The 17,134-nt window shown below is 72.8% G+C and carries 20 protein-coding genes; 9 read left to right on the top strand and 11 right to left on the bottom strand.

The genetic code is table 11. The features are described 5' to 3' along the window. Positions 1-310 precede the first annotated feature (310 nt). The 8 genes from mutM to rsmD form a co-directional block, all read right to left on the bottom strand. Positions 311-1,165 carry a bifunctional DNA-formamidopyrimidine glycosylase/DNA-(apurinic or apyrimidinic site) lyase gene (mutM, locus tag Asi02nite_RS13145; protein WP_203712883.1) on the bottom strand — a complete coding sequence of 285 codons (855 nt, stop codon included), beginning with the start codon at positions 1,163-1,165 and terminating at the stop codon, positions 311-313. A 9-nt stretch (positions 1,166-1,174) separates the two neighbouring features. Next, positions 1,175-1,921 carry a ribonuclease III gene (rnc, locus tag Asi02nite_RS13140; RefSeq protein ID WP_203712881.1) on the bottom strand — a complete coding sequence of 249 codons (747 nt, stop codon included), beginning with the start codon at positions 1,919-1,921 and terminating at the stop codon, positions 1,175-1,177. Continuing rightward, complete coding sequence (locus Asi02nite_RS13135) at positions 1,918-2,889, bottom strand: phosphate acyltransferase PlsX (protein ID WP_308440153.1); 972 nt, start codon at positions 2,887-2,889, stop codon at positions 1,918-1,920. Before Asi02nite_RS13135 ends, rnc begins: the two co-directional genes overlap by 4 nt. Positions 2,890-2,938: 49 nt before the next feature. Next, the gene (gene rpmF / locus Asi02nite_RS13130; RefSeq protein WP_203706145.1) at positions 2,939-3,112 is read right to left on the bottom strand and encodes a 50S ribosomal protein L32; all 174 of its coding nucleotides are present in this window, start codon (positions 3,110-3,112) and stop codon (positions 2,939-2,941) included. Between the two features lie 3 nt (positions 3,113-3,115). Further along, positions 3,116-3,679, bottom strand: a complete 564-nt coding sequence (locus tag Asi02nite_RS13125; protein ID WP_203712877.1) for a YceD family protein — start codon at positions 3,677-3,679, stop codon at positions 3,116-3,118. 110 nt (positions 3,680-3,789) lie between these two features. Further along, complete coding sequence (locus tag Asi02nite_RS13120) at positions 3,790-4,287, bottom strand: SPFH domain-containing protein (protein WP_203712876.1); 498 nt, start codon at positions 4,285-4,287, stop codon at positions 3,790-3,792. A 180-nt stretch (positions 4,288-4,467) separates the two neighbouring features. Further along, entirely contained in the window at positions 4,468-4,956 is a 489-nt protein-coding gene (gene coaD / locus Asi02nite_RS13115) for a pantetheine-phosphate adenylyltransferase (RefSeq protein WP_203712875.1), read from the bottom strand. Then, positions 4,953-5,516, bottom strand: coding sequence for a 16S rRNA (guanine(966)-N(2))-methyltransferase RsmD (gene rsmD / locus Asi02nite_RS13110; protein ID WP_203712874.1), 564 nt, complete (start codon positions 5,514-5,516; stop codon positions 4,953-4,955). Before rsmD ends, coaD begins: the two co-directional genes overlap by 4 nt. A 309-nt stretch (positions 5,517-5,825) precedes the next feature. Between rsmD and Asi02nite_RS13105 the strand changes: the two genes are divergently transcribed. Both Asi02nite_RS13105 and Asi02nite_RS13100 read left to right on the top strand, forming a co-directional pair. Next, a complete protein-coding gene (locus tag Asi02nite_RS13105; RefSeq protein ID WP_203712873.1) occupies positions 5,826-6,926 on the top strand; it encodes an LPXTG cell wall anchor domain-containing protein in 1,101 nt (366 codons plus the stop codon). Positions 6,927-7,113: 187 nt separating this feature from the next. Then, complete coding sequence (locus Asi02nite_RS13100) at positions 7,114-7,737, top strand: YceI family protein (protein WP_203712872.1); 624 nt, start codon at positions 7,114-7,116, stop codon at positions 7,735-7,737. Between the two features lie 4 nt (positions 7,738-7,741). Here the strand turns inward: Asi02nite_RS13100 and Asi02nite_RS13095 are convergent, their stop codons facing one another. Together Asi02nite_RS13095 and Asi02nite_RS13090 are read right to left on the bottom strand one after the other, a co-directional pair. Continuing rightward, positions 7,742-8,305, bottom strand: coding sequence for a DUF3515 family protein (locus tag Asi02nite_RS13095; RefSeq protein ID WP_203712871.1), 564 nt, complete (start codon positions 8,303-8,305; stop codon positions 7,742-7,744). Continuing rightward, positions 8,306-8,539, bottom strand: coding sequence for an Lrp/AsnC ligand binding domain-containing protein (locus tag Asi02nite_RS13090; protein ID WP_089254975.1), 234 nt, complete (start codon positions 8,537-8,539; stop codon positions 8,306-8,308). 78 nt (positions 8,540-8,617) lie between these two features. On the opposite strand from Asi02nite_RS13090, the gene Asi02nite_RS13085 reads away from it, so the two are divergent. The 4 genes from Asi02nite_RS13085 (at position 8,618) to Asi02nite_RS13070 (ending at position 11,679) form a co-directional block, all read left to right on the top strand. After that, on the top strand, positions 8,618-9,559 hold the full coding sequence (locus Asi02nite_RS13085; protein ID WP_203712870.1) for a thiamine-phosphate kinase: 942 nt from the start codon (positions 8,618-8,620) through the stop codon (positions 9,557-9,559). A 37-nt stretch (positions 9,560-9,596) separates the two neighbouring features. Next, entirely contained in the window at positions 9,597-10,121 is a 525-nt protein-coding gene (locus Asi02nite_RS13080) for an RNA polymerase sigma factor (RefSeq protein WP_203712868.1), read from the top strand. After that, positions 10,118-11,146 (top strand): hypothetical protein, encoded by a 1,029-nt coding sequence (locus tag Asi02nite_RS13075; RefSeq protein WP_203712867.1) that lies wholly within the window; start codon positions 10,118-10,120, stop codon positions 11,144-11,146. Before Asi02nite_RS13080 ends, Asi02nite_RS13075 begins: the two co-directional genes overlap by 4 nt. A 113-nt stretch (positions 11,147-11,259) precedes the next feature. Further along, a complete protein-coding gene (locus tag Asi02nite_RS13070) occupies positions 11,260-11,679 on the top strand; it encodes a GNAT family N-acetyltransferase (RefSeq protein WP_203712994.1) in 420 nt (139 codons plus the stop codon). Positions 11,680-11,743: 64 nt separating this feature from the next. Here Asi02nite_RS13070 and rpmB read toward each other — a convergent pair whose 3' ends face one another. Further along, positions 11,744-11,935, bottom strand: coding sequence for a 50S ribosomal protein L28 (gene rpmB, locus Asi02nite_RS13065; RefSeq protein ID WP_089254979.1), 192 nt, complete (start codon positions 11,933-11,935; stop codon positions 11,744-11,746). A 165-nt stretch (positions 11,936-12,100) separates the two neighbouring features. Between rpmB and Asi02nite_RS13060 the strand changes: the two genes are divergently transcribed. From Asi02nite_RS13060 to recG, 3 genes are all read left to right on the top strand, one after another. After that, on the top strand, positions 12,101-13,036 hold the full coding sequence (locus Asi02nite_RS13060) for an NAD-dependent epimerase/dehydratase family protein (protein ID WP_203712866.1): 936 nt from the start codon (positions 12,101-12,103) through the stop codon (positions 13,034-13,036). 100 nt (positions 13,037-13,136) lie between these two features. Further along, entirely contained in the window at positions 13,137-14,723 is a 1,587-nt protein-coding gene (gene fakA / locus Asi02nite_RS13055) for a DAK2 domain-containing protein (protein ID WP_203712865.1), read from the top strand. Next, the gene (recG, locus tag Asi02nite_RS13050; protein WP_203712864.1) at positions 14,720-16,903 is read left to right on the top strand and encodes an ATP-dependent DNA helicase RecG; all 2,184 of its coding nucleotides are present in this window, start codon (positions 14,720-14,722) and stop codon (positions 16,901-16,903) included. Before fakA ends, recG begins: the two co-directional genes overlap by 4 nt. Positions 16,904-17,134: the final 231 nt, after the last annotated feature.

Raw genomic sequence — 17,134 nt, 5'->3', positions numbered from 1 at the left:
CGAAGCCGGCGCAGGTGCGGGAACACCAGCGGCAGCGACCGCGGGAGCACCGGAAACCGGCGGCGCGGTCGGTGGCTGGGCAGTCCCCAGCCCGGCCGCGAGTGGTGGAGTGGCGGGTGGGTGTGGGTGCGGTGGGCCGTACGGCGGCGGCGTCCAGGCCGGCGCCGGAGGCGAATGGTTGTCAGCCGACATGTCCCCCGTGCACGCTCCTTCTGGGCCCGATGGCCCCGCAGGAACGTACAGCCTTTTTGATCTTCGCGTCGCCCCGATTACCGCAAGCCGACATGTCGGAAAAGCCGGGTGGGCCGCGTCAGCGAACCGCCACCCGCGGCCGGGGCTGGCACTTCGGGCACGAGAACGACGAGCGGTTCATGAACGCCTCGCGCCGGATCGGGGCGCCGCAGCGGTTGCAGGGCTGGCCTTCCCGCCCGTACGCGTTCAGGCCCCTCTCGAAGTATCCGCTCTGGCCGTTGACGTCCACGTAAAGCGCGTCGAAGCTCGTGCCGCCCGCCGAGATCGCCTCGCCCAGCACGTCGCGGACGTGGCCCAGCAGGCGCAGCGCCGCCGGCCCCGTCAACCGGTCCGTCGCCCGGGCGCCGTGCAGCGACGCGCGCCAGAGCGCCTCGTCGGCGTAGATGTTGCCGACGCCGGAGATCAGCGTCTGGTCGAGCAGCGCCCGCTTCACCTCGGTGTGCCGGCGGCGCAGGGCCGTGACGAAACCCGCGTCGGAGAACTCGGGGTCGATCGGGTCGCGGGCGATGTGCGCGATCTCGGCCGGCAGGTCGGCGCCGCCCGGGGAGACCGCCAGGCCGCCGAACGTGCGCTGGTCGACGAAGCGCAACTCGGGGTCGCCGTCCGCGAACCGGAACCGGATGCGCAGGTGGATCTCGTCGGGGGCGTCCGCCGGCTGCAGCAGCATCTGGCCCGACATGCCGAGGTGGCCGACGATCGCGTCGCCGCTGTCCAGCGGCAGCCACAGGTATTTGCCGCGGCGGCGGACGTCGACGACCCGCCGGTCGGTGAGCCGCCCGGCGAAGTCGAGCGGGCCGGGCAGGTGGCGGCGGACGGCACGCGGATGCCGCACCTCGACCGCCGCGATCCGCCGGCCGGCGACGTGCTTCACCAGGCCGGTGCGGACGGTTTCGACCTCGGGTAGCTCGGGCACCGCGTAAACCTATTCGGCGGCGCTCGGCGCGGCCACCTTCTCGGCGGCCCGGTCCGACAGCTCCCGCCAGGCGGTCTCGGCGGCCCGCTGCTCCGCCTCCTTCTTGCTGCGGCCGTCGGCGCCGCCGTAGCGGTTGCCGGCCACCACGACCCAGGCGGTGAAGGTCTTGGCGTGGTCGGGGCCGGCCTCGTCGATGCGGTACTCGGGGACGCCGAGGCTCAGGGTCGCGGTCAGCTCCTGGAGGCTGGTCTTCCAGTCCAGCGCCGCGCCGCGGCCGGCGGACTCCGCCATCAGCGGGTCGAACAGCCGGTGGATCACCACGGCCGCCGTGTCCAGGCCGTACTGGAGGTAGATCGCGCCGAGCAGCGCCTCCAGCGTGTCGGCCAGGATGCTGTTCTTGTCGCGCCCGCCGGTGGTCTCCTCGCCCTTGCCGAGCAGGAGGTAAGGCCCGAGCCCGTCGGGGCCGAGGCCGCGGGCCACCTCCGCCAGCGCGCGCATGTTGACCACGCTGGCCCGCAGCTTGGCGAGTTGGCCCTCGGGCAGGTCCGGGTGGTTGTTGAAGAGCGCGGTCGTGATCACCACGCCGAGTACGGAGTCGCCGAGGAACTCGAGTCGCTCGTTGGTCGGCAGGCCGCCGTTCTCGTACGCGTACGACCGGTGGGTCAGCGCCCGCTCCAGCAGGTCGACGTCGAAGGCCACGCCGAAGGCGGACTCCAGATGGGCCACCGGTGGTCGCCTGCGCTTGTCGTTGGTCATGTGGTCACCTCGATCAGGTCGGCCAGCGCCGTCGCGATACGGGCGATCGCGCGGGTTCGGTACAGGTCGGCGGCGAGCGCGAGGCCCGACGCCAGGTCGTCGGCGGTCGCGCCGCCGTGGCAGACCACGACGGTGCCGGCGACGCCGAGCAGGGCGGCGGCCCGCGGCGCGGCGCCGCCCGGCGGCGGTCCCCCGGCCAGCGCGTACGCGCCTTCGATGCCCTTGAGAAGGATGTTGCCGGTGAAGCCGTCGGTGACGACGACGTCGGCCCGCTCGCCGGACGAGACGTCGTAGCCCTCGACGAGGCCGACGTAGTGCGCGTCGCCGCCGAGCTTCAGGCCGGCGAGCATGGGGTCGGTCGTCCGGCGGGCGCGGTCGCCCTTGCCGGTCTCGTGGCCCACGGAGAGCAGCCCCACGCGGGGCCGCGGGATCTCGTGCACGACGTCGGCGTAGGCGGCGCCGAGCAGGGCGTGGCCGGCCAGCGTGATCGGGCGGGCCTCGAGCGAGCCGCCGACGTCGAGCAGCGCCACCGGCCCGCCGATGGCGGGGATGGTGGCGACCAGGGCCGGCCGCCGGATGCCGGGCCAGCGGCCCAGGCTGAGCACGGCGGCGGTGACGATGGCGCCCGTGGCGCCGGCGGAGACCAGCGCGTCGGCCGCGCCCTCGGCGACGGCCAGGGCGGCCCCACGGACGGTGGTGTCGGAGCGCACCCCGCGCTGCGGCGGGTCGGCCATGCCGACGGCACCACGCAGCGGCCGCACCGACGCGCGGTGGCGGTCGGCGGGCGGGAGGGCACCGATGACGTCGCCGGCCACCTCGGAGGGGCCGACGAGTAGGAGGCGCAGGTCGGGGTCAGCGCGCAACGCCCGCAGAGCGCCGTCAACCACGACGGCGGGAGCTCCGTCCCCGCCGAGGAGGTCGACGGCGATCCGCACGGCTGCCGGTTCCCCGGATCGTGGAACCGGCACGCCGGGCGTCGACGCTGCCCGACCGAGGGTCGGGTGCGTCACGCCGAGGTCAGACCTCGATGACCTGACGGCCGTTGTAGGTGCCGCAGACGCTGCACGCGGCGTGCGGCAGCTTCGGCGACTTGCACTGCGGGCAGGCCACGGTCGCGACCGCCGAGGTCTTCCACTGCGCCCGGCGGGACCGGGTGTTGCTCCGCGACATCCGACGCTTGGGAACGGCCACGGGTCAGTCTCCTTCAGGGTTGAGTTGCGACAGCGCCGCCCAGCGCGGGTCGACCTGCTCGTGATTGTGGTCGGCGGGCAGGTCGTCGAGCAGTCCCCCGCAGTCGGGGCACAGCCCAGGGCAGTCGGCACGGCACACCGGGTTGGTCGGCAGCTCCAGCACCACCGCGTCCCGCACCGCCGGCTCCAGGTCGATCAGATCGCCCTGCAGCCGGCCGATCTCGTCCTCGTCGGTCGTCTCGTCCGTGGTGCTGTGCTCGTAGGCGTACAGCTCCTGGATGTTGACGACCACCGAGTCGTCGATCGGGCGCAGGCAGCGGCCGCACTCGCCGGAGACCGGGACGTCGACCGTCCCGGAGACGAGCACGCCCTCGGACACCGACTCGAGCCGCAGATCGAGACGCAGGTCGGCACCTTCCGGCACGCCGATCAACTCCAGGCCGAGGTCCGCCGGTGCCTTGACGACGCGGTCGACCGTGCGCATGGCACCAGGGCGGCGCGGCAGCTCTCGGGTGTCGAGAACCAGCGGCGACCGCGGGTCGAGGTTGGTCTGCGTGTTTTTTGGCATAGTCAGACTCCGGCCTGTCGAGGCCGACATGCCAGGTTACCCGAGGGACGGTCGGGACCCCTAATCGGCCCTGGCCCCAGGCCTGGCAGCCGGTCAGAACGACGGGACGCTCAGAACGGAAGGGGACGCTCGGCTTCTTCTCCGACGAACGACCCGATCTCGCGCAGGGCGTGCATCTTGTCGCGCCCCCGCTCGATCGAGGCTAGCGCGCGGGTGAGGAACTGCTCGAAGTTGGCGAGCGCCGTGTCGACGTAGTCGTCGACCTCTTCCCGCAGCCGCTGCGCCTCGGCGCGGGCCTCGGAGATGATCCGCGCGCCCTCGTGCTCGGCGCTGACGGTGATCTCGTTGACCGAGACCAGCCGGGCGTGCTCGGCCTCACCCTCGCTGATGATCCGGTCGGCCTCGCGCTTGCCGGCCTCCATGATCTTGTCGCGCTCGTCCAGCAGCGCCGCGGCCCGCCGCAGCTCGCTGGGCAGGTCGGCGCGGAGCTCGTCGAGCTTCGCGATCATGGGACCGCGTTCGACCATGGCGCTGTTGCGCGACATGGGGACCGCGCGCGCGTGTTCCACCATCGCGATGATCTCGTCGATCTGCTCGAACGGATCCACCGCACTCTCCTGTCATCGTCTGCCGGCCGCCGGTCGGCTGCTCCGTCCATGATGCGGCTCGGAGGCGAGCACCCCGGCCAATCCGGTTCGGCGCGTCGCCCAGCCTAACGGCGTAAGTGCCCCGGCTGACCCGCTCCACGCACCCGGTATAGAACCACGACGATCCGATCGTCGGGAAGGTCAGACCGCCCGGTCGACCGCGAGCCGGTCGCGCAGGGCGGCCAGCACATGGTCGGGTACGTGCGGGGAAACGTCGCCGCCCCATTTCGCGACCTCTTTGACGAGGCTCGACGACAGGTACGAGTAGAGCGGGTTGGTCGGCATGAAGAGTGTTTCCACGCCGGCGAGCCCGATGTTCATCTGTGCCATCTTGAGCTCGTAGTCGAAGTCGCTGACCGCCCGCAGGCCCTTGACGACGACGGCCGCGTCGATGCCGCGGCAGAAGTCGACCAGCAGCCCCTGGAACGACTCGATCCGGACGTTGCCGTAGCCGCCCGTCGACTCGCGCAGCATGGCGATCCGCTCGTCGACGGTGAACAGCCCCGCCTTCGACTGGTTGACCAGCACACCGACGACCACCTCGTCGAACAGCCGGCTCGCCCGGCCGATGACGTCCAGGTGACCATTCGTGACCGGGTCGAACGAGCCGGGACACACCGCGCGCCTCATGATCGGCGACCGTACCAAAGTGTGGTCTCGCCGTAGCGGCGGCTGCGCACCGACGTGACCCCTTCCACCTGCGGCAGCGGGCCGCCGCGGGACGAGCGCTCGACGACCAGCACGGCGCCGGCGGCGAGCCACCCGCCGCCGACCAGCGCGGTCACCATCGCGGCGATCTCCTCGTCGGTCACCGCGTACGGCGGGTCGGCGAACACGACGTCGTAGGGGCCGTCGTCGGGACCCCGATCGAGCACCGCGGCGACCCGGTCGGTGACCAGGCGGGCGGCCGGCGCGGCGTCCAGTGTCGCCAGGTTCGCCCGGATGGTGCGGGCCGCGCGGGCGTCGGACTCGACGAGCAGCACGTGCGCGGCGCCGCGGGACAGCGCCTCGAGGCCGACCGCGCCCGAACCCGCGTATAGGTCGGCGAAACGGGCGCCGTCCAGGTCCACCATCGACTCGACGCTGCTGAACAGCGCCTCGCGTACCCGATCGGAGGTCGGTCGGGTGCCCGCGCCCGGCGGCGCCGCCAGCCGGCGACCGCCGAGAGTCCCCGCGACGATGCGGGTCATGACTGCTGCCTTCCCATAAGGCTGCACGCTACCTGTTGGCCATTTCCGGGTTCCGCGCGCCGCGACTAACGGGCATTGGTGCGTGACCAGCCGTATATCAACGGTCTCAAATCGATATCACCATTCTTAGGTTTTGCTGATAGCGGCGTGTCCGGTTCAGGAGCCGCTAAGGTCTCCGCCTGTGCCAGCTGCCGTCCAGCTGACACGCAAAACGTGGCGAGGCCTGACCATCCCACGACCGGCCTATGTCGACAGTGGTGATGGGCGCCTTGGCCGTGCCCTGAACGCCCCTTTCTGTCAGGAGTACGCGTGTTCCGAATCCCATCCGCGCTACGGCGACCGCTCGCCGTCGCCGGGGCCGCATTCCTCGGCCTCGCCGCGGCGGTCGTCATCGGCGGCTCGCCGGCGAGTGCCCACCACAGCACCGTCGTCGGGGCGGCCGAGTGCGACACCAACACCGGTGAATACGTCGTCAACTGGACCGTCACCTCCGACGCGCCGCCGCAGGCTGACCACTACAAGTTCTACGAGGTCATCGCCCGCCAGTGGGTCGGCGAGCAGGTCACCGAGGTCCAGGTCCCGAACATCGCGGTGACCGAGGACTTCCCGCACGCCACGAACGAGGCGCTGAAGTCGGGCGAGATCCGGTACGCCGGCAACACCACGCAGCTTCGCCTCCAGGTGAAGGCCAAGTGGAACAACGGCTACAAGGAGACGGACTGGCGCGGCCAGACGCTGAAGCTCTCCGGTGACTGCAAGCCGGACATGCCGAAGCCGCACGCCGAGGCCAACTCGGACTGCGAGAACCTGGTCATCACGCTGAGCAACAAGGCGGACGCCACCAAGGCGGCCACCTTCGTGGTCAAGGGCGACAAGGGCTTCGAGAAGGAGGTCACGATCGCCAAGGACGGCGAGCCGGTGACCGTCACCATCCCGAAGGCCGAGGCCGGCAACGTCACCGTGACCGAGAAGGGCACGAAGGACTGGTCGGAGAAGTTCTCCTGGAAGGACCCGGGCAACTGTGGCGTGCCGGAGGGCACCTACGAGGCCACCTGTGACTCGCTGACCTTCCGTGGCGAGAACCCGGCCGACGGTGTCGAGGTCAAGGTCACCTTCACCCCGAACGAGGGCGAGGCGGTCACCCGCACCCTCAAGCCCGGCACCGAGATGGAGCCGGTCGTGTTCGAGGGCAAGGACGGCCTCAAGGTGACCGTCAGCTCCGAGGGCGCTGAGGACCAGGTCATCGACTACGACGCCGAGAAGCCGAAGGAATGCGACGAGGACACCCCGACCCTTCCGGTGACCGGCTCCAACGCCGGTGCGATCGCCGGTGGTGCGGGTGGCCTGCTGGTCGTCGGTGCCGCGGTGTTCTTCTTCGCCCGTCGTCGTCGCCTTCGCTTCACCGCCTGAGGCTGACCGACTGACAAAAGAAAGCGCGCCATCCCCTTTCGCGAGGGGGTGGCGCGCTTTCTTTGTGTCGAGTGACACCTTGCCGTCAGCGAACCCCGGCGGGCAGCAGGGCGTCCTTATGCTGATCGGGTCGATCGGGGGGAGCGAGTCAACCGTGTCCACATTCGCCACTCGGACGTGGGAGGGCATGACCATCCCCGCGGCCGGTGTCTACAACCTGGACCAGGCCCACAAGCGGGTGGGCTTCCTGGCGCGGCACATGATGGTCAGCCCGGTCCGGGGCGAGTTCCAGGAAGCCAGCGCGCAGATCGTCGTCGCCGAGGACCCGTTGGCGTCGTCGGTCACCGCCATCATCCAGACGGGCAGCCTGACGACGCACAACCCGGACCGCGACACCCACCTGCGCAGTCCCGACTTCCTCGACGTCGAGCGCTTCCCGCTGATGCGCTACCGCAGCACCGGCGTGACCTGGAAGGGCTCCGACGACCCGATCTTCCTCTGGGCCAAGCTGCGCAACCACGGGCTCAACCGCCGGCCCAGCGCGCCCGAGGCGCCGCCCGGGCCGGTCCGGTTCACGCTGCACGGGCAGCTCACGGTCCGCGACGTGACGCGCGTCGTCGACCTGCAGGTCGAGTGGGGCGGCGTCCGCCGCGACCCGTACGGCAAGGACATCTTCGGCTTCAGCGCGAGCGCCGCGATCGAGCGCGAGGACTACGGCCTGCTCTGGAACGTCGCGCTGGAGAGCGGCGGCGTCCTGGTCGGCAAGACCGTGCACATCGAGATCGCCGGCGAGGCCCTGCGCGCCGACTGACGGCTCAGACCGAGCCCGCGCAGCCCGAGGGTGGCGTCGCCATCTTCGGGACCGTCTCGATGATCGGCTTGGAGAAGACGATCGTCCACTGGGCCGCGGCCTCGTATGCCTTCGGCACCGTCACCTGGATCGGCACCTCGCGGTCGACCGTGGTCAGGACCGTCGACGCGGCGCCCTCGGCGGCGTGCCAGCAGACCCGGTCGAAGAGGCTGACCAGGTCGGTCGGCGGGAAGTTCGGGGCCGGGATGCCACAGGCCACCGTGATCGCCGGGTCGCCGTACGCCGCGTTCTGCTCCGTGCCCTCGGTCACCGGCCGCTGGGGCCGGTCACGCACCGTCGTCGGCAGCTGGGAGAGCAGGGCACGGCAGAGCGTCTCCGCCCGGGGCGACAGCTTCGCCGCGGTCATCGGCACGGGCGTGGTCGCCTGCGGGGCCGCGGGCGGGCTGGGCGGCGCCGCCTTCGGCTCGTCGGGCGAGAATTTCAGGAAAGACACCAGTGCCACGAGTACGGCCAGCGGAATGGCCACCGCGGTCGCGATGATCGCGGCCTGGCGGGTCGAGCGTTCCACTCAGAGATGCACCACCGAACAGGTGATCGTGCGGGTGATTCCCGGTACGAGCTGGACCCGGGAAACGATCATTTTCCCGAGCTCGTCGAGGGTGTGCGCCTCGGTCAAGGCGATCACCTCGTATGGTCCGGTAACGGCGTCGACGCGGACGACGCCCGGAATATCCGAGATTGACGCGGCCACGTCACGCGCCTTTCCGACCTCGGTCTGGATGAGGATGTACGCCTGGACCACGACCCGTCTCCAATCGCCGCCAACGGCACGAGAAGTGAAACTACCGCAACGGAGCAGGTACCGACCCCGGAGGTTCTGGTGAGTGTGGCCCGCACGGGAGAGTTCGGGCTGATCGCCCGGGTGACCGCCCGGCTGCAGCCCGGGCCCGGCACGCTGCTGGGCCCCGGCGACGACGCCGCGATCGTCGCCGCGCCCGACAGCCGGGTGGTGGCGTCGACCGACGCACTGGTCGAGGGGCGCCACTTCCGGCGCGACTGGGCCAGCGGCGTCGAGATCGGGCACCGGGCGGCGGCCGCCAACCTGGCCGACATCGCCGCGATGGGCGCCACCCCGACGGCCCTGCTGGTGGCCCTCTGCGCGCCGCCGGGGCTGGACGCCCGCTGGGCGGAGGACCTGGCCGACGGGCTGGCCGCCGAGGCGGCAACGGTCGGCGCGGCCGTGGTCGGCGGTGACATGGCCGGCAGCCCGACGCTGACGATCGCCGTGACCGCCCTGGGCGACCTGGGCGGGCGCAACCCCGTCACCCGGGGTGGGGCGCGGGCCGGCGACGTCGTGGCGCTCTGCGGCCGGGTGGGCTACGCGGCGGCCGGCTACACGGTGCTGAGCCGCGGCTTCCGTACCCCGGTGCTGCTCGTCGACGCGTACCGGCGGCCGCGGGTGCCCTACGCGGCCGGACCGGCGGCGGCCCGGGCCGGGGCCACCGCGATGCTCGACGTCTCCGACGGGCTGCTGCAGGACCTCGGGCACATCGCCCAGGCGAGCAAGGTGGCGATCGACGTCGACCGGGCGGCGTTCGAGGTGCCGCCGCAGATGCGGGACGCGGCGCAGGCGCTCGGCGTCGACCCGTACCACTGGGTGCTCGGCGGTGGCGACGACCACGCCCTGGCGGCGACGTTCCCGCCCGACCGCACGCTCCCCGAGGGGTGGCGCGAGATCGGCCGGGTCGGCGAGGGTACGGGTGTCACGGTCGACGGCAGGCCGCCGAAGGGCCCGATCGGCTGGGACCACTTCTCGAGTTAGCGGGGAACCTCGATGGGGCGTCGTGGCAAGTAGGGGTATGACCACGACGACCACCGACGCAGTGGCCGATCCGGCGGACCTGGCCGGCATGTTCACGTCGTACGGCCGGGACCTGCTCCGCTACTGCACCCGCCGGGTGGGCGAGCAGGTCGCCGAGGACGTGGTGGCCGAGACCTTCCTCGTCGCGTACGAGCAGCGCACCCGCTACGACCCGAGGCGGGGTGCGGTCCTGCCCTGGCTCTACGGCATCGCCACCAACCTCCTGCGCCGGCACCGGCGCGCGGAGGTCCGGGCACTGCGGGCGCTGGCCGACACCGGGGCCGGGCCCGACGCGGCGGACGACCGCGTCGACGCGCAGCGCACCGTGCGGAAGCTGGCCGGCGTGCTGGCCGCGCTCCCCCGGCGGCAGCGCGAGGTGCTGCTGCTGTTCGCGGTGGCGGAGCTCGACTACGCGGAGATCGCCACAGCGCTCGACATCCCCGTCGGGACGGTCCGGTCGGCCCTGCACCGGGCGCGCGCGAAGGTCCGCGCCGCCCTCGCCCCCGAAGGAGAGACGCCGTGACCGACCCCGATATCGCCGCCGTGCGCGAGCTGCCGCCCGGCCTGCCGGAACCGACCGACGAGTCGGTCGCCCGCACCTGGCACGCGATGACCCGCAAGCAGGCGGCACCGGCCCCACGCCGACGGCGCTGGGTGCCGGCCGCGGCCGCCCTGCTGGTGGCCGGCGTCGCCGCGGGCGGCATCACGCTGCTGCCCGAGCGCGACCTTGGCCCGGCGATCGAGGTCGGCGTGGCCCCGTCCCCGTCCGCGAGCGGCGTCACCCCGAGCCGCCCGTCGCCGAGCCTCCCGTCGAAGGCAGGAGGCGGCGCGATCCCGACGGGCGCGCCGGCCAGCCTCGGGCCGAGCACGCCGATCGACGTCGCCGCCGCGATCGACACGCTGATGACGGCGGTGGCCGACTCGCCGGCGCAGACCGTCCAGCCCGGCCAGTTCCTCTACACCCGGATGACCGGCGTGACCTCCGTCCACGGCCTCGTCGACCAGGAGCCCGGCCAGATGGTCCGGGACGACACCGAGCTCTGGTTCGCGCCCGAGGGCATGACCGCCAAGGCGATCACCCGCAACGGTGTCGACCTGCCACCCGACGGGGCCCCGGAGTCGCCCCCGGAGAAGCCGTCGATCTGGCAGCCGACCCCGGCCTGGCTGGCCGGCCTGCCGACCGACCCGACCGCGCTGCGGGCCGAGCTGCTCGCCGGGATGGGCGAGAACCAGAAGCGGTCGGCCGACAGCCTGCTCGCCAAGGAGATCGGCGAGCTGCTGGTCAGCTCCGAGCCGCTGCTGACCGGCGACGTCCGGGTTGCCCTGCTCAAGATGATCAAGCGGTGGTCCGGGCTGTCCGCCCGCGAGACCGTGGTCGACGACCGGAAGGTCTGGGGGCTCCGGCGCACCGAACAGGGCCGTTTCGACGAGATCCTCTTCGATCCGGCCACGGGGCTGGCCGTCGGGCGGGCGTCGGGCGAGGGCGGGAAGGTCAGCTACCAGGTCCTCTGGACCCACAAGCTGGTGCGGCAGGTGGGCGAGCGGTAGGACGTGATCGTCTCCACAGCGGCGGCGGCCGGTTACCCACCGGTCGCCGCCGTACCGTCGTGTCCGTGGAACCTCTCGACATCCGGCAGTTGCCGTTCACCGCGCCCGAGTCCATGGCGCTGGTCGCCGACCTGTTGGCCGATCTCGGCGCCCGCTACGGCAGTTCGGGCGACGACACCCCGCTGTCCGCGAGCGACTTCGACCCGCCGAACGGGGCGTTCCTGGTCGCGTTCCTCGACGGCGAGCCGGTGGGCTGCGCGGGCTGGCGCACCAACGAGGGCGACGCCGACGCGGCGGAGCTCAAGCGGATGTGGACGGCCCCGGCCGGGCGCCGCAAAGGCGTGGCGAAGGCCGTGCTGAAGGCCGTCGAGGACTCGGCCCGGGCGGCGGGGCGCAAGCGGGTCATCCTGGAGACCGGCGACAAGCAGCCCGAGGCGATCGCGTTCTACGAAGCCAACGGGTACGAGCGGATCCCGGACTTCGGCTACTACAAGGGCGAGCCGGGCGTACGGTCGTTCGGCCGCACGCTCTAGGAGCACACGCGAAGCCGCCGGGTCCCTGGACCCGGCGGCTCGACGATCTGGTCGGGGACGCGCCTCAGGCGCGGGTGACCTTGCCCGCCTTGATGCACGAGGTGCACACCTGCATCTTGCGGGTGTTGCCGCCACCGGCCGGGGTGCGCACCGTCTGGATGTTGGGGTTCCAGCGGCGGTTGGTCCGCCGGTGCGAGTGGGACACGTTGTGGCCGAAGCCCGGCCCCTTGCCACAGACGTCGCACACGCTAGCCACGGGATACTCCTGGGATTGATTGCCTTGGGGGTTGCCGGAGGGACGACGCCGACCAGTCAACCTGACGAGAATACCCGACGGCCGACGCAGCCGCCGAATCGCCTCCCGCCGCCGCTGCCGGCACGGTTGACTGGGGGTGCGGGGCGTCGACCACGGGAGGACGTCATGAGGGTACTGCTGGCCGGCGCCACCGGCGCCATCGGGACGCCGCTCATCCAGCGGCTGGTGGCCTACCACCACGAGGTCATCGGCGTGACCCGGCTGCTGGCCAACGCCCGGCGGCTCGAGGCCTTCGGCGCGGAACCCCTGGTCGCGGACGTGCTGGACCGCGAGGGCCTGCTGCGCGCGGTGGCCGGGACGAAGGCCGACGCCGTGATCCACGAGTGCACCGCGCTGACCAGGCCGCCGCTGCGGTTCGGCGACATGGAGAAGACCAACGACCTGCGGACGAAGGGCACGGCCAACCTGCTGGAGGCGGCCCGGGAGGTGGGTGCGACCCGGTTCGTGACCCAGTCGATCGTGTACGGGTACGGGTACGGCCCGCACGGCACCCGGCCGCTGACCGAGGCCGACCCGTTCGGTGTGCCGGCCGACGGCCCGCTCGGCCCGATCATGGACGCCTTCCACGAGGCCGAGGCGCAGGCGACGAACGCCGAGGGGCTGGACGGCATCGCACTGCGGTACGGACTGTTCTACGGGGACGATCCGGGGACAAAACGGATGATCCACGCAGTACGCAAGCGGCGGTTCCCGGTGATCGCGGGCGGTGGCGGCGAGCAGAACATGATCCACCTGGACGACGCCGCCTCGGCCACTATCGCCGCGCTGGAGAAGGGGCGGCCGGGCAGCGCGTACAACATCGTCGACGGTGTCCCGGTCACCTGGGGCGACCTGCTCGACGAGATGGCCACGCTGGTCGACGCGAAGCCACCGCGCCGCTTGCCGGCGCCGCTGCTGCGGTTGGCCGCGCCCTACGCGTACACGGCGATGACCACCTCGATGCGGGTGTCCAACGAGAAGGCGCGCACCGAGCTCGACTGGACGCCGGCGGTGGTCGACTACAAGCAGGGCCTGCGGGTGGTGGCGACCGCGACCGCCTAGTCAGTCGATCCGAACCCGGCGTTGATCGCCCGAACGGGCGGCGATGAGCGCCGTGCCGGGAGAGCCGGAGTTGTCGGGGGCAACCGATAGGCTCGGATGCGTGTTGGAGAGCCTCGACGCCACGGCCCTGCGCCGCTGGTGCGCGGCTGCGCTCGCGGGCCTGCGCCGCCACCAGAGCGAGATCGACGAGCTCAACGTCTACCCGGTGCCCGACGGCGACACCGGCACCAACCTCGTGCTCACGATGACCTCGGCCCACGAGGCGCTCGTGTTCGACCCGTCCGCCGAGGGCGACCCGACGCCGCACGGCCAGGTGCTGCGGCTGATGGCCCGCGGTGCGCTGCTCGGTGCCCGGGGCAACTCCGGCGTGATCGTCTCCCAGGTGCTGCGCGGGCTGGCCGACGCGACCTCGGCGGTGCCCGTGCTCGACGGTCCGGCGCTGGCCCGCGGGCTGCGCGCGGGCGCCGACGCGGCCTACGGCGCGGTCGCCGAGCCCGTCGAGGGCACGGTGCTGTCGGTCGCCGCGGCCGCCGCCACCGCGGCCGAGCACGCTCCGGGCCCGTTGGCCGAGGTCGTGCGGGCCGCCGCCGGTGCCGCCGCCGAGGCGCTGGCCCGCACGCCGGAGCAGCTGCCCGCGCTGGCCCGGGCCGGTGTGGTCGACGCCGGTGGCCGTGGGCTGTGCGTGCTGCTCGACGCCCTGGTCGAGGTGGTGACCGGCGAGCGGTTGCCCGAGCCCCGGATCGTGGCGGCGCCCCGCACCCGCCGGCCGCTGGTCGCCGCGCGCGAGAGCGGCTCCGCCGAGTTCGCCTACGAGGTGCAGTTCCTGCTCGACGCCCCCGAGCCGGCGGTCGAGAAGCTCCGCGCCCGGCTCGCCGAGCTGGGCGACTCGCTGGTCGTCGTCGGCACCGGCGAGGGCGACGACTCCACCTGGAACGTCCACGTCCACGTCAACGACGCCGGCGCGGCGATCGAGGCCGGTGTCGAGGCCGGCCGCCCGCACCGCATCGCCGTGACCCGGTTCGACGACCAGCTCGCCGGCGACGGTCCCGACCGGGCGGTGGTCGTGGTGGCCGCCGGCACCGGGATGGCCGCGCTGTTCGAGGCCGAGGGCGCCGTGGTGGTCGCCGCCAACCCGTCCACCGGCGAGCTGCTCGCGGCGATCACCGCCACCCGCGCCGCGCACGTCGTGGTGCTCCCCAACGACCCCAACACGCAGCCGGTGGCCGCCGCGGCGGCCCGCGAGGCGACGGCGGCCGTCCGCGTGGTGCCGACCCGCTCCCCCGTGCAGGCGCTGGCCGCGCTGGCCGTGCGCGACCCGGCCCGCGCGTTCGACGACGACGTCATCGCGATGGCCGAGGCGGCGGGCGCCTGTCGCTACGCGGAGGTCTGCTTCGCCAGCCGCGACGCGCTGACCATGGCCGGCCCGTGCCGCCGCGGCGACGTGCTCGGGCTGGTCGACGGCGAGGTGCACCTGATCGGCACCGACCTGGTCGGCACCGGCCGGGACCTGCTCGACCGGCTCCTCGGCGGCGGTGGCGAGTTGGTCACCCTGGTCACCGGCGCCGACGCCCCGCCCGGGCTGGCCGAGGCGTTGACCGCCCACGCCGCCGCGCACTGGCCGTTCGTCGAGGTGCACGCCTACGCCGGCGGCCACCCGCACTACCCGCTCCTGGTCGGTGTCGAATGACCACACTGGACGAGCCGCTCAAGAAGGTGCTCGGCGACAAGACCGCCAAGGCCCTCGACAAGCACCTCGACCTCCGTACCGTCGGCGAGCTCGTCTATCACTTCCCGCGCCGCTACGACGAGCGCGGCGAGCACACCGACATCCGCTCGCTCTCGGTCGGCGAGGACGTGACGGTGCTCGGCCAGGTGCGCCGGGCCACCACACGACCGATGCGGCAGCGCAGCGGCAAGCTGCTCGAGGTGCTGGTCGAGGACGGCACCGGCGGCCTGCTCACGCTGACGTTCTTCAACCAGGCCTGGCGCGAGCGCGACCTGCGGCCGGGGCGGTGGGGCCTGTTCGCCGGCAAGGTCACCGAGTTCCGCGGCAAGCGGCAGCTCAACGGCCCCGACTACGTGCTGCTGGGCGACGAGGGCGAGGCCTCCGAGGAGATCGAGGAGTTCGCCGGCGCGCTGATCCCGGTCTACCCGGCGGCCGGCGCGGTGCCGACCTGGACGATCGCCCGCTGCGTCCGGGTCGTGCTCGACACCCTGGCCCCGGTCGACGATCCGCTGCCGGCCACCGTCCGGGCCGGTCGCAATCTGGTGCCGCTCGACACCGCGCTGCGCGAGATCCACCGGCCCGGCTCCCGCGAAGACCTCGAGCGGGCGCGCCGCCGGCTCAAGTGGGACGAGGCGTTCGCGGTGCAGCTCACCCTGGTCCAGCGCAAGATGCGGGCGACGGCGCTGCCGGCCCGGCCCCGTCCGGCCGACCCCGACGGGCTGCTGTCCACGTTCGACAGCCGGCTGCCCTACGAGCTGACCGAGGGCCAGCGCCGGGTCGGCACCGAGATCGCCGCCGACCTGGCCACCACGCACCCGATGCACCGGCTGCTGCAGGGCGAGGTGGGTTCCGGCAAGACGGTCTGCGCGCTGCGGGCCATGCTGCAGGTCGTCGACGCGGGCGGGCAGGCCACCCTGCTGGCACCGACCGAGGTGCTGGCGGCCCAGCACCACCGGGGCATCTCGGCGCTGCTGGGCCCGCTCGGCCGGGCCGGCGAGCTCGACGGCGATCCGGCGGGCACCCGCGTCGCCCTGGTCACCGGGTCGCTGGGCGCCGCCGCGCGCCGGGCGGCGGCCGCCGAGGTGTCCTCCGGCACCGCGGGCATCGTGATCGGCACCCACGCCCTCCTCTACGAGGGCGTCGAGTTCAACGACCTCGGCCTGGTCGTCGTCGACGAGCAGCACCGCTTCGGCGTCGAGCAGCGCGACGCGCTGCGGGCCAAGGCCGACCAGCCACCGCACACGCTGGTGATGACCGCGACCCCGATCCCGCGCACGGTGGCCATGACCGTCTACGGCGACCTCGAGGTGTCGACGCTCTCCCAGTTGCCGAGCGGCCGGTCGCCGATCGCCTCGCACGTGGTGCCGGCGGCCGACAAGCCGGCCTTCCTCGACCGCGCGTGGCGCCGGCTACGCGAGGAGGTCGAGGCGGGTCATCAGGCCTACGTGGTCTGTCCACGCATCGGCGACGGCACCGCCTCCGACACCGACGACCAGCCACCACCCGACGACGACGGCACGGCCCGCCGCCCCCCGCTCGCGGTGACCGAGGTGGCACCGCTGCTCGCCGAGGGCCCACTGCACGGCCTCCGCATCGGCGTGCTGCACGGCCGCTTGCCGGCCGACGAGAAGGACGCGGTGATGCGCTCCTTCGCGGCCGGAGATTTGGATGTCCTGGTCGCCACCACGGTGGTCGAGGTAGGCGTCGACGTCCCCAACGCGACCGTGATGATCGTGCTGGACGCCGACCGCTTCGGCGTCTCCCAACTGCACCAACTCCGCGGCCGCGTGGGCCGGGGCTCCGCCGCGGGCCTCTGCCTGCTGGTCACGGAGGCACCCGAAGGCTCCCCGGCCCGCGAACGCCTGGACGCGGTCGCCTCCACAACGGACGGGTTCAAGCTCGCGGAACTGGACCTGGAACAGCGCCGCGAGGGCGACGTCCTGGGCGCGACGCAGTCAGGCCGCCGCTCCCACCTACGGCTGCTCTCGTTGCTGAAGGACGAGAAACTGATCGGCGAGGCCCGCCAGGAGGCCATCGACCTGGTGACCGCGGACCCGAACCTGACCGCGCACTCGGCGCTGGCGCGGTCGATCGCCCTGCTGGTCGACGAGGAACGCGCGGAATACCTGGAGAAGGGCTGACCCACGGGGTTGGTTAGCGCCGGCCGCGCGGCCGGGTGACCGCACCGCAACAGCGTCCAGGTCCACGGCAACCCAGGCGCACGCGGTCGCAAGGCGGCGTCCAAGTCCACCGCAACCTGGCCACACGCCGTCGCATGGAGAGCAACCGGCGGATTAGAGCCTCGCCCAACGCCACTCGGATGCGCCACGACAGGGTCGCGTGACCGCAGGGGCCGCCGGGCCCAGCGCAAC

The sequence above is a fragment of the Asanoa siamensis genome, from assembly GCF_016862555.1.
Taxonomy (GTDB): Bacteria; Actinomycetota; Actinomycetes; order Mycobacteriales; family Micromonosporaceae; genus Asanoa; species Asanoa siamensis.
Note: the sequence above shows the minus strand (reverse complement) of the source record. Positions and strands in the feature narration are given on the sequence as shown.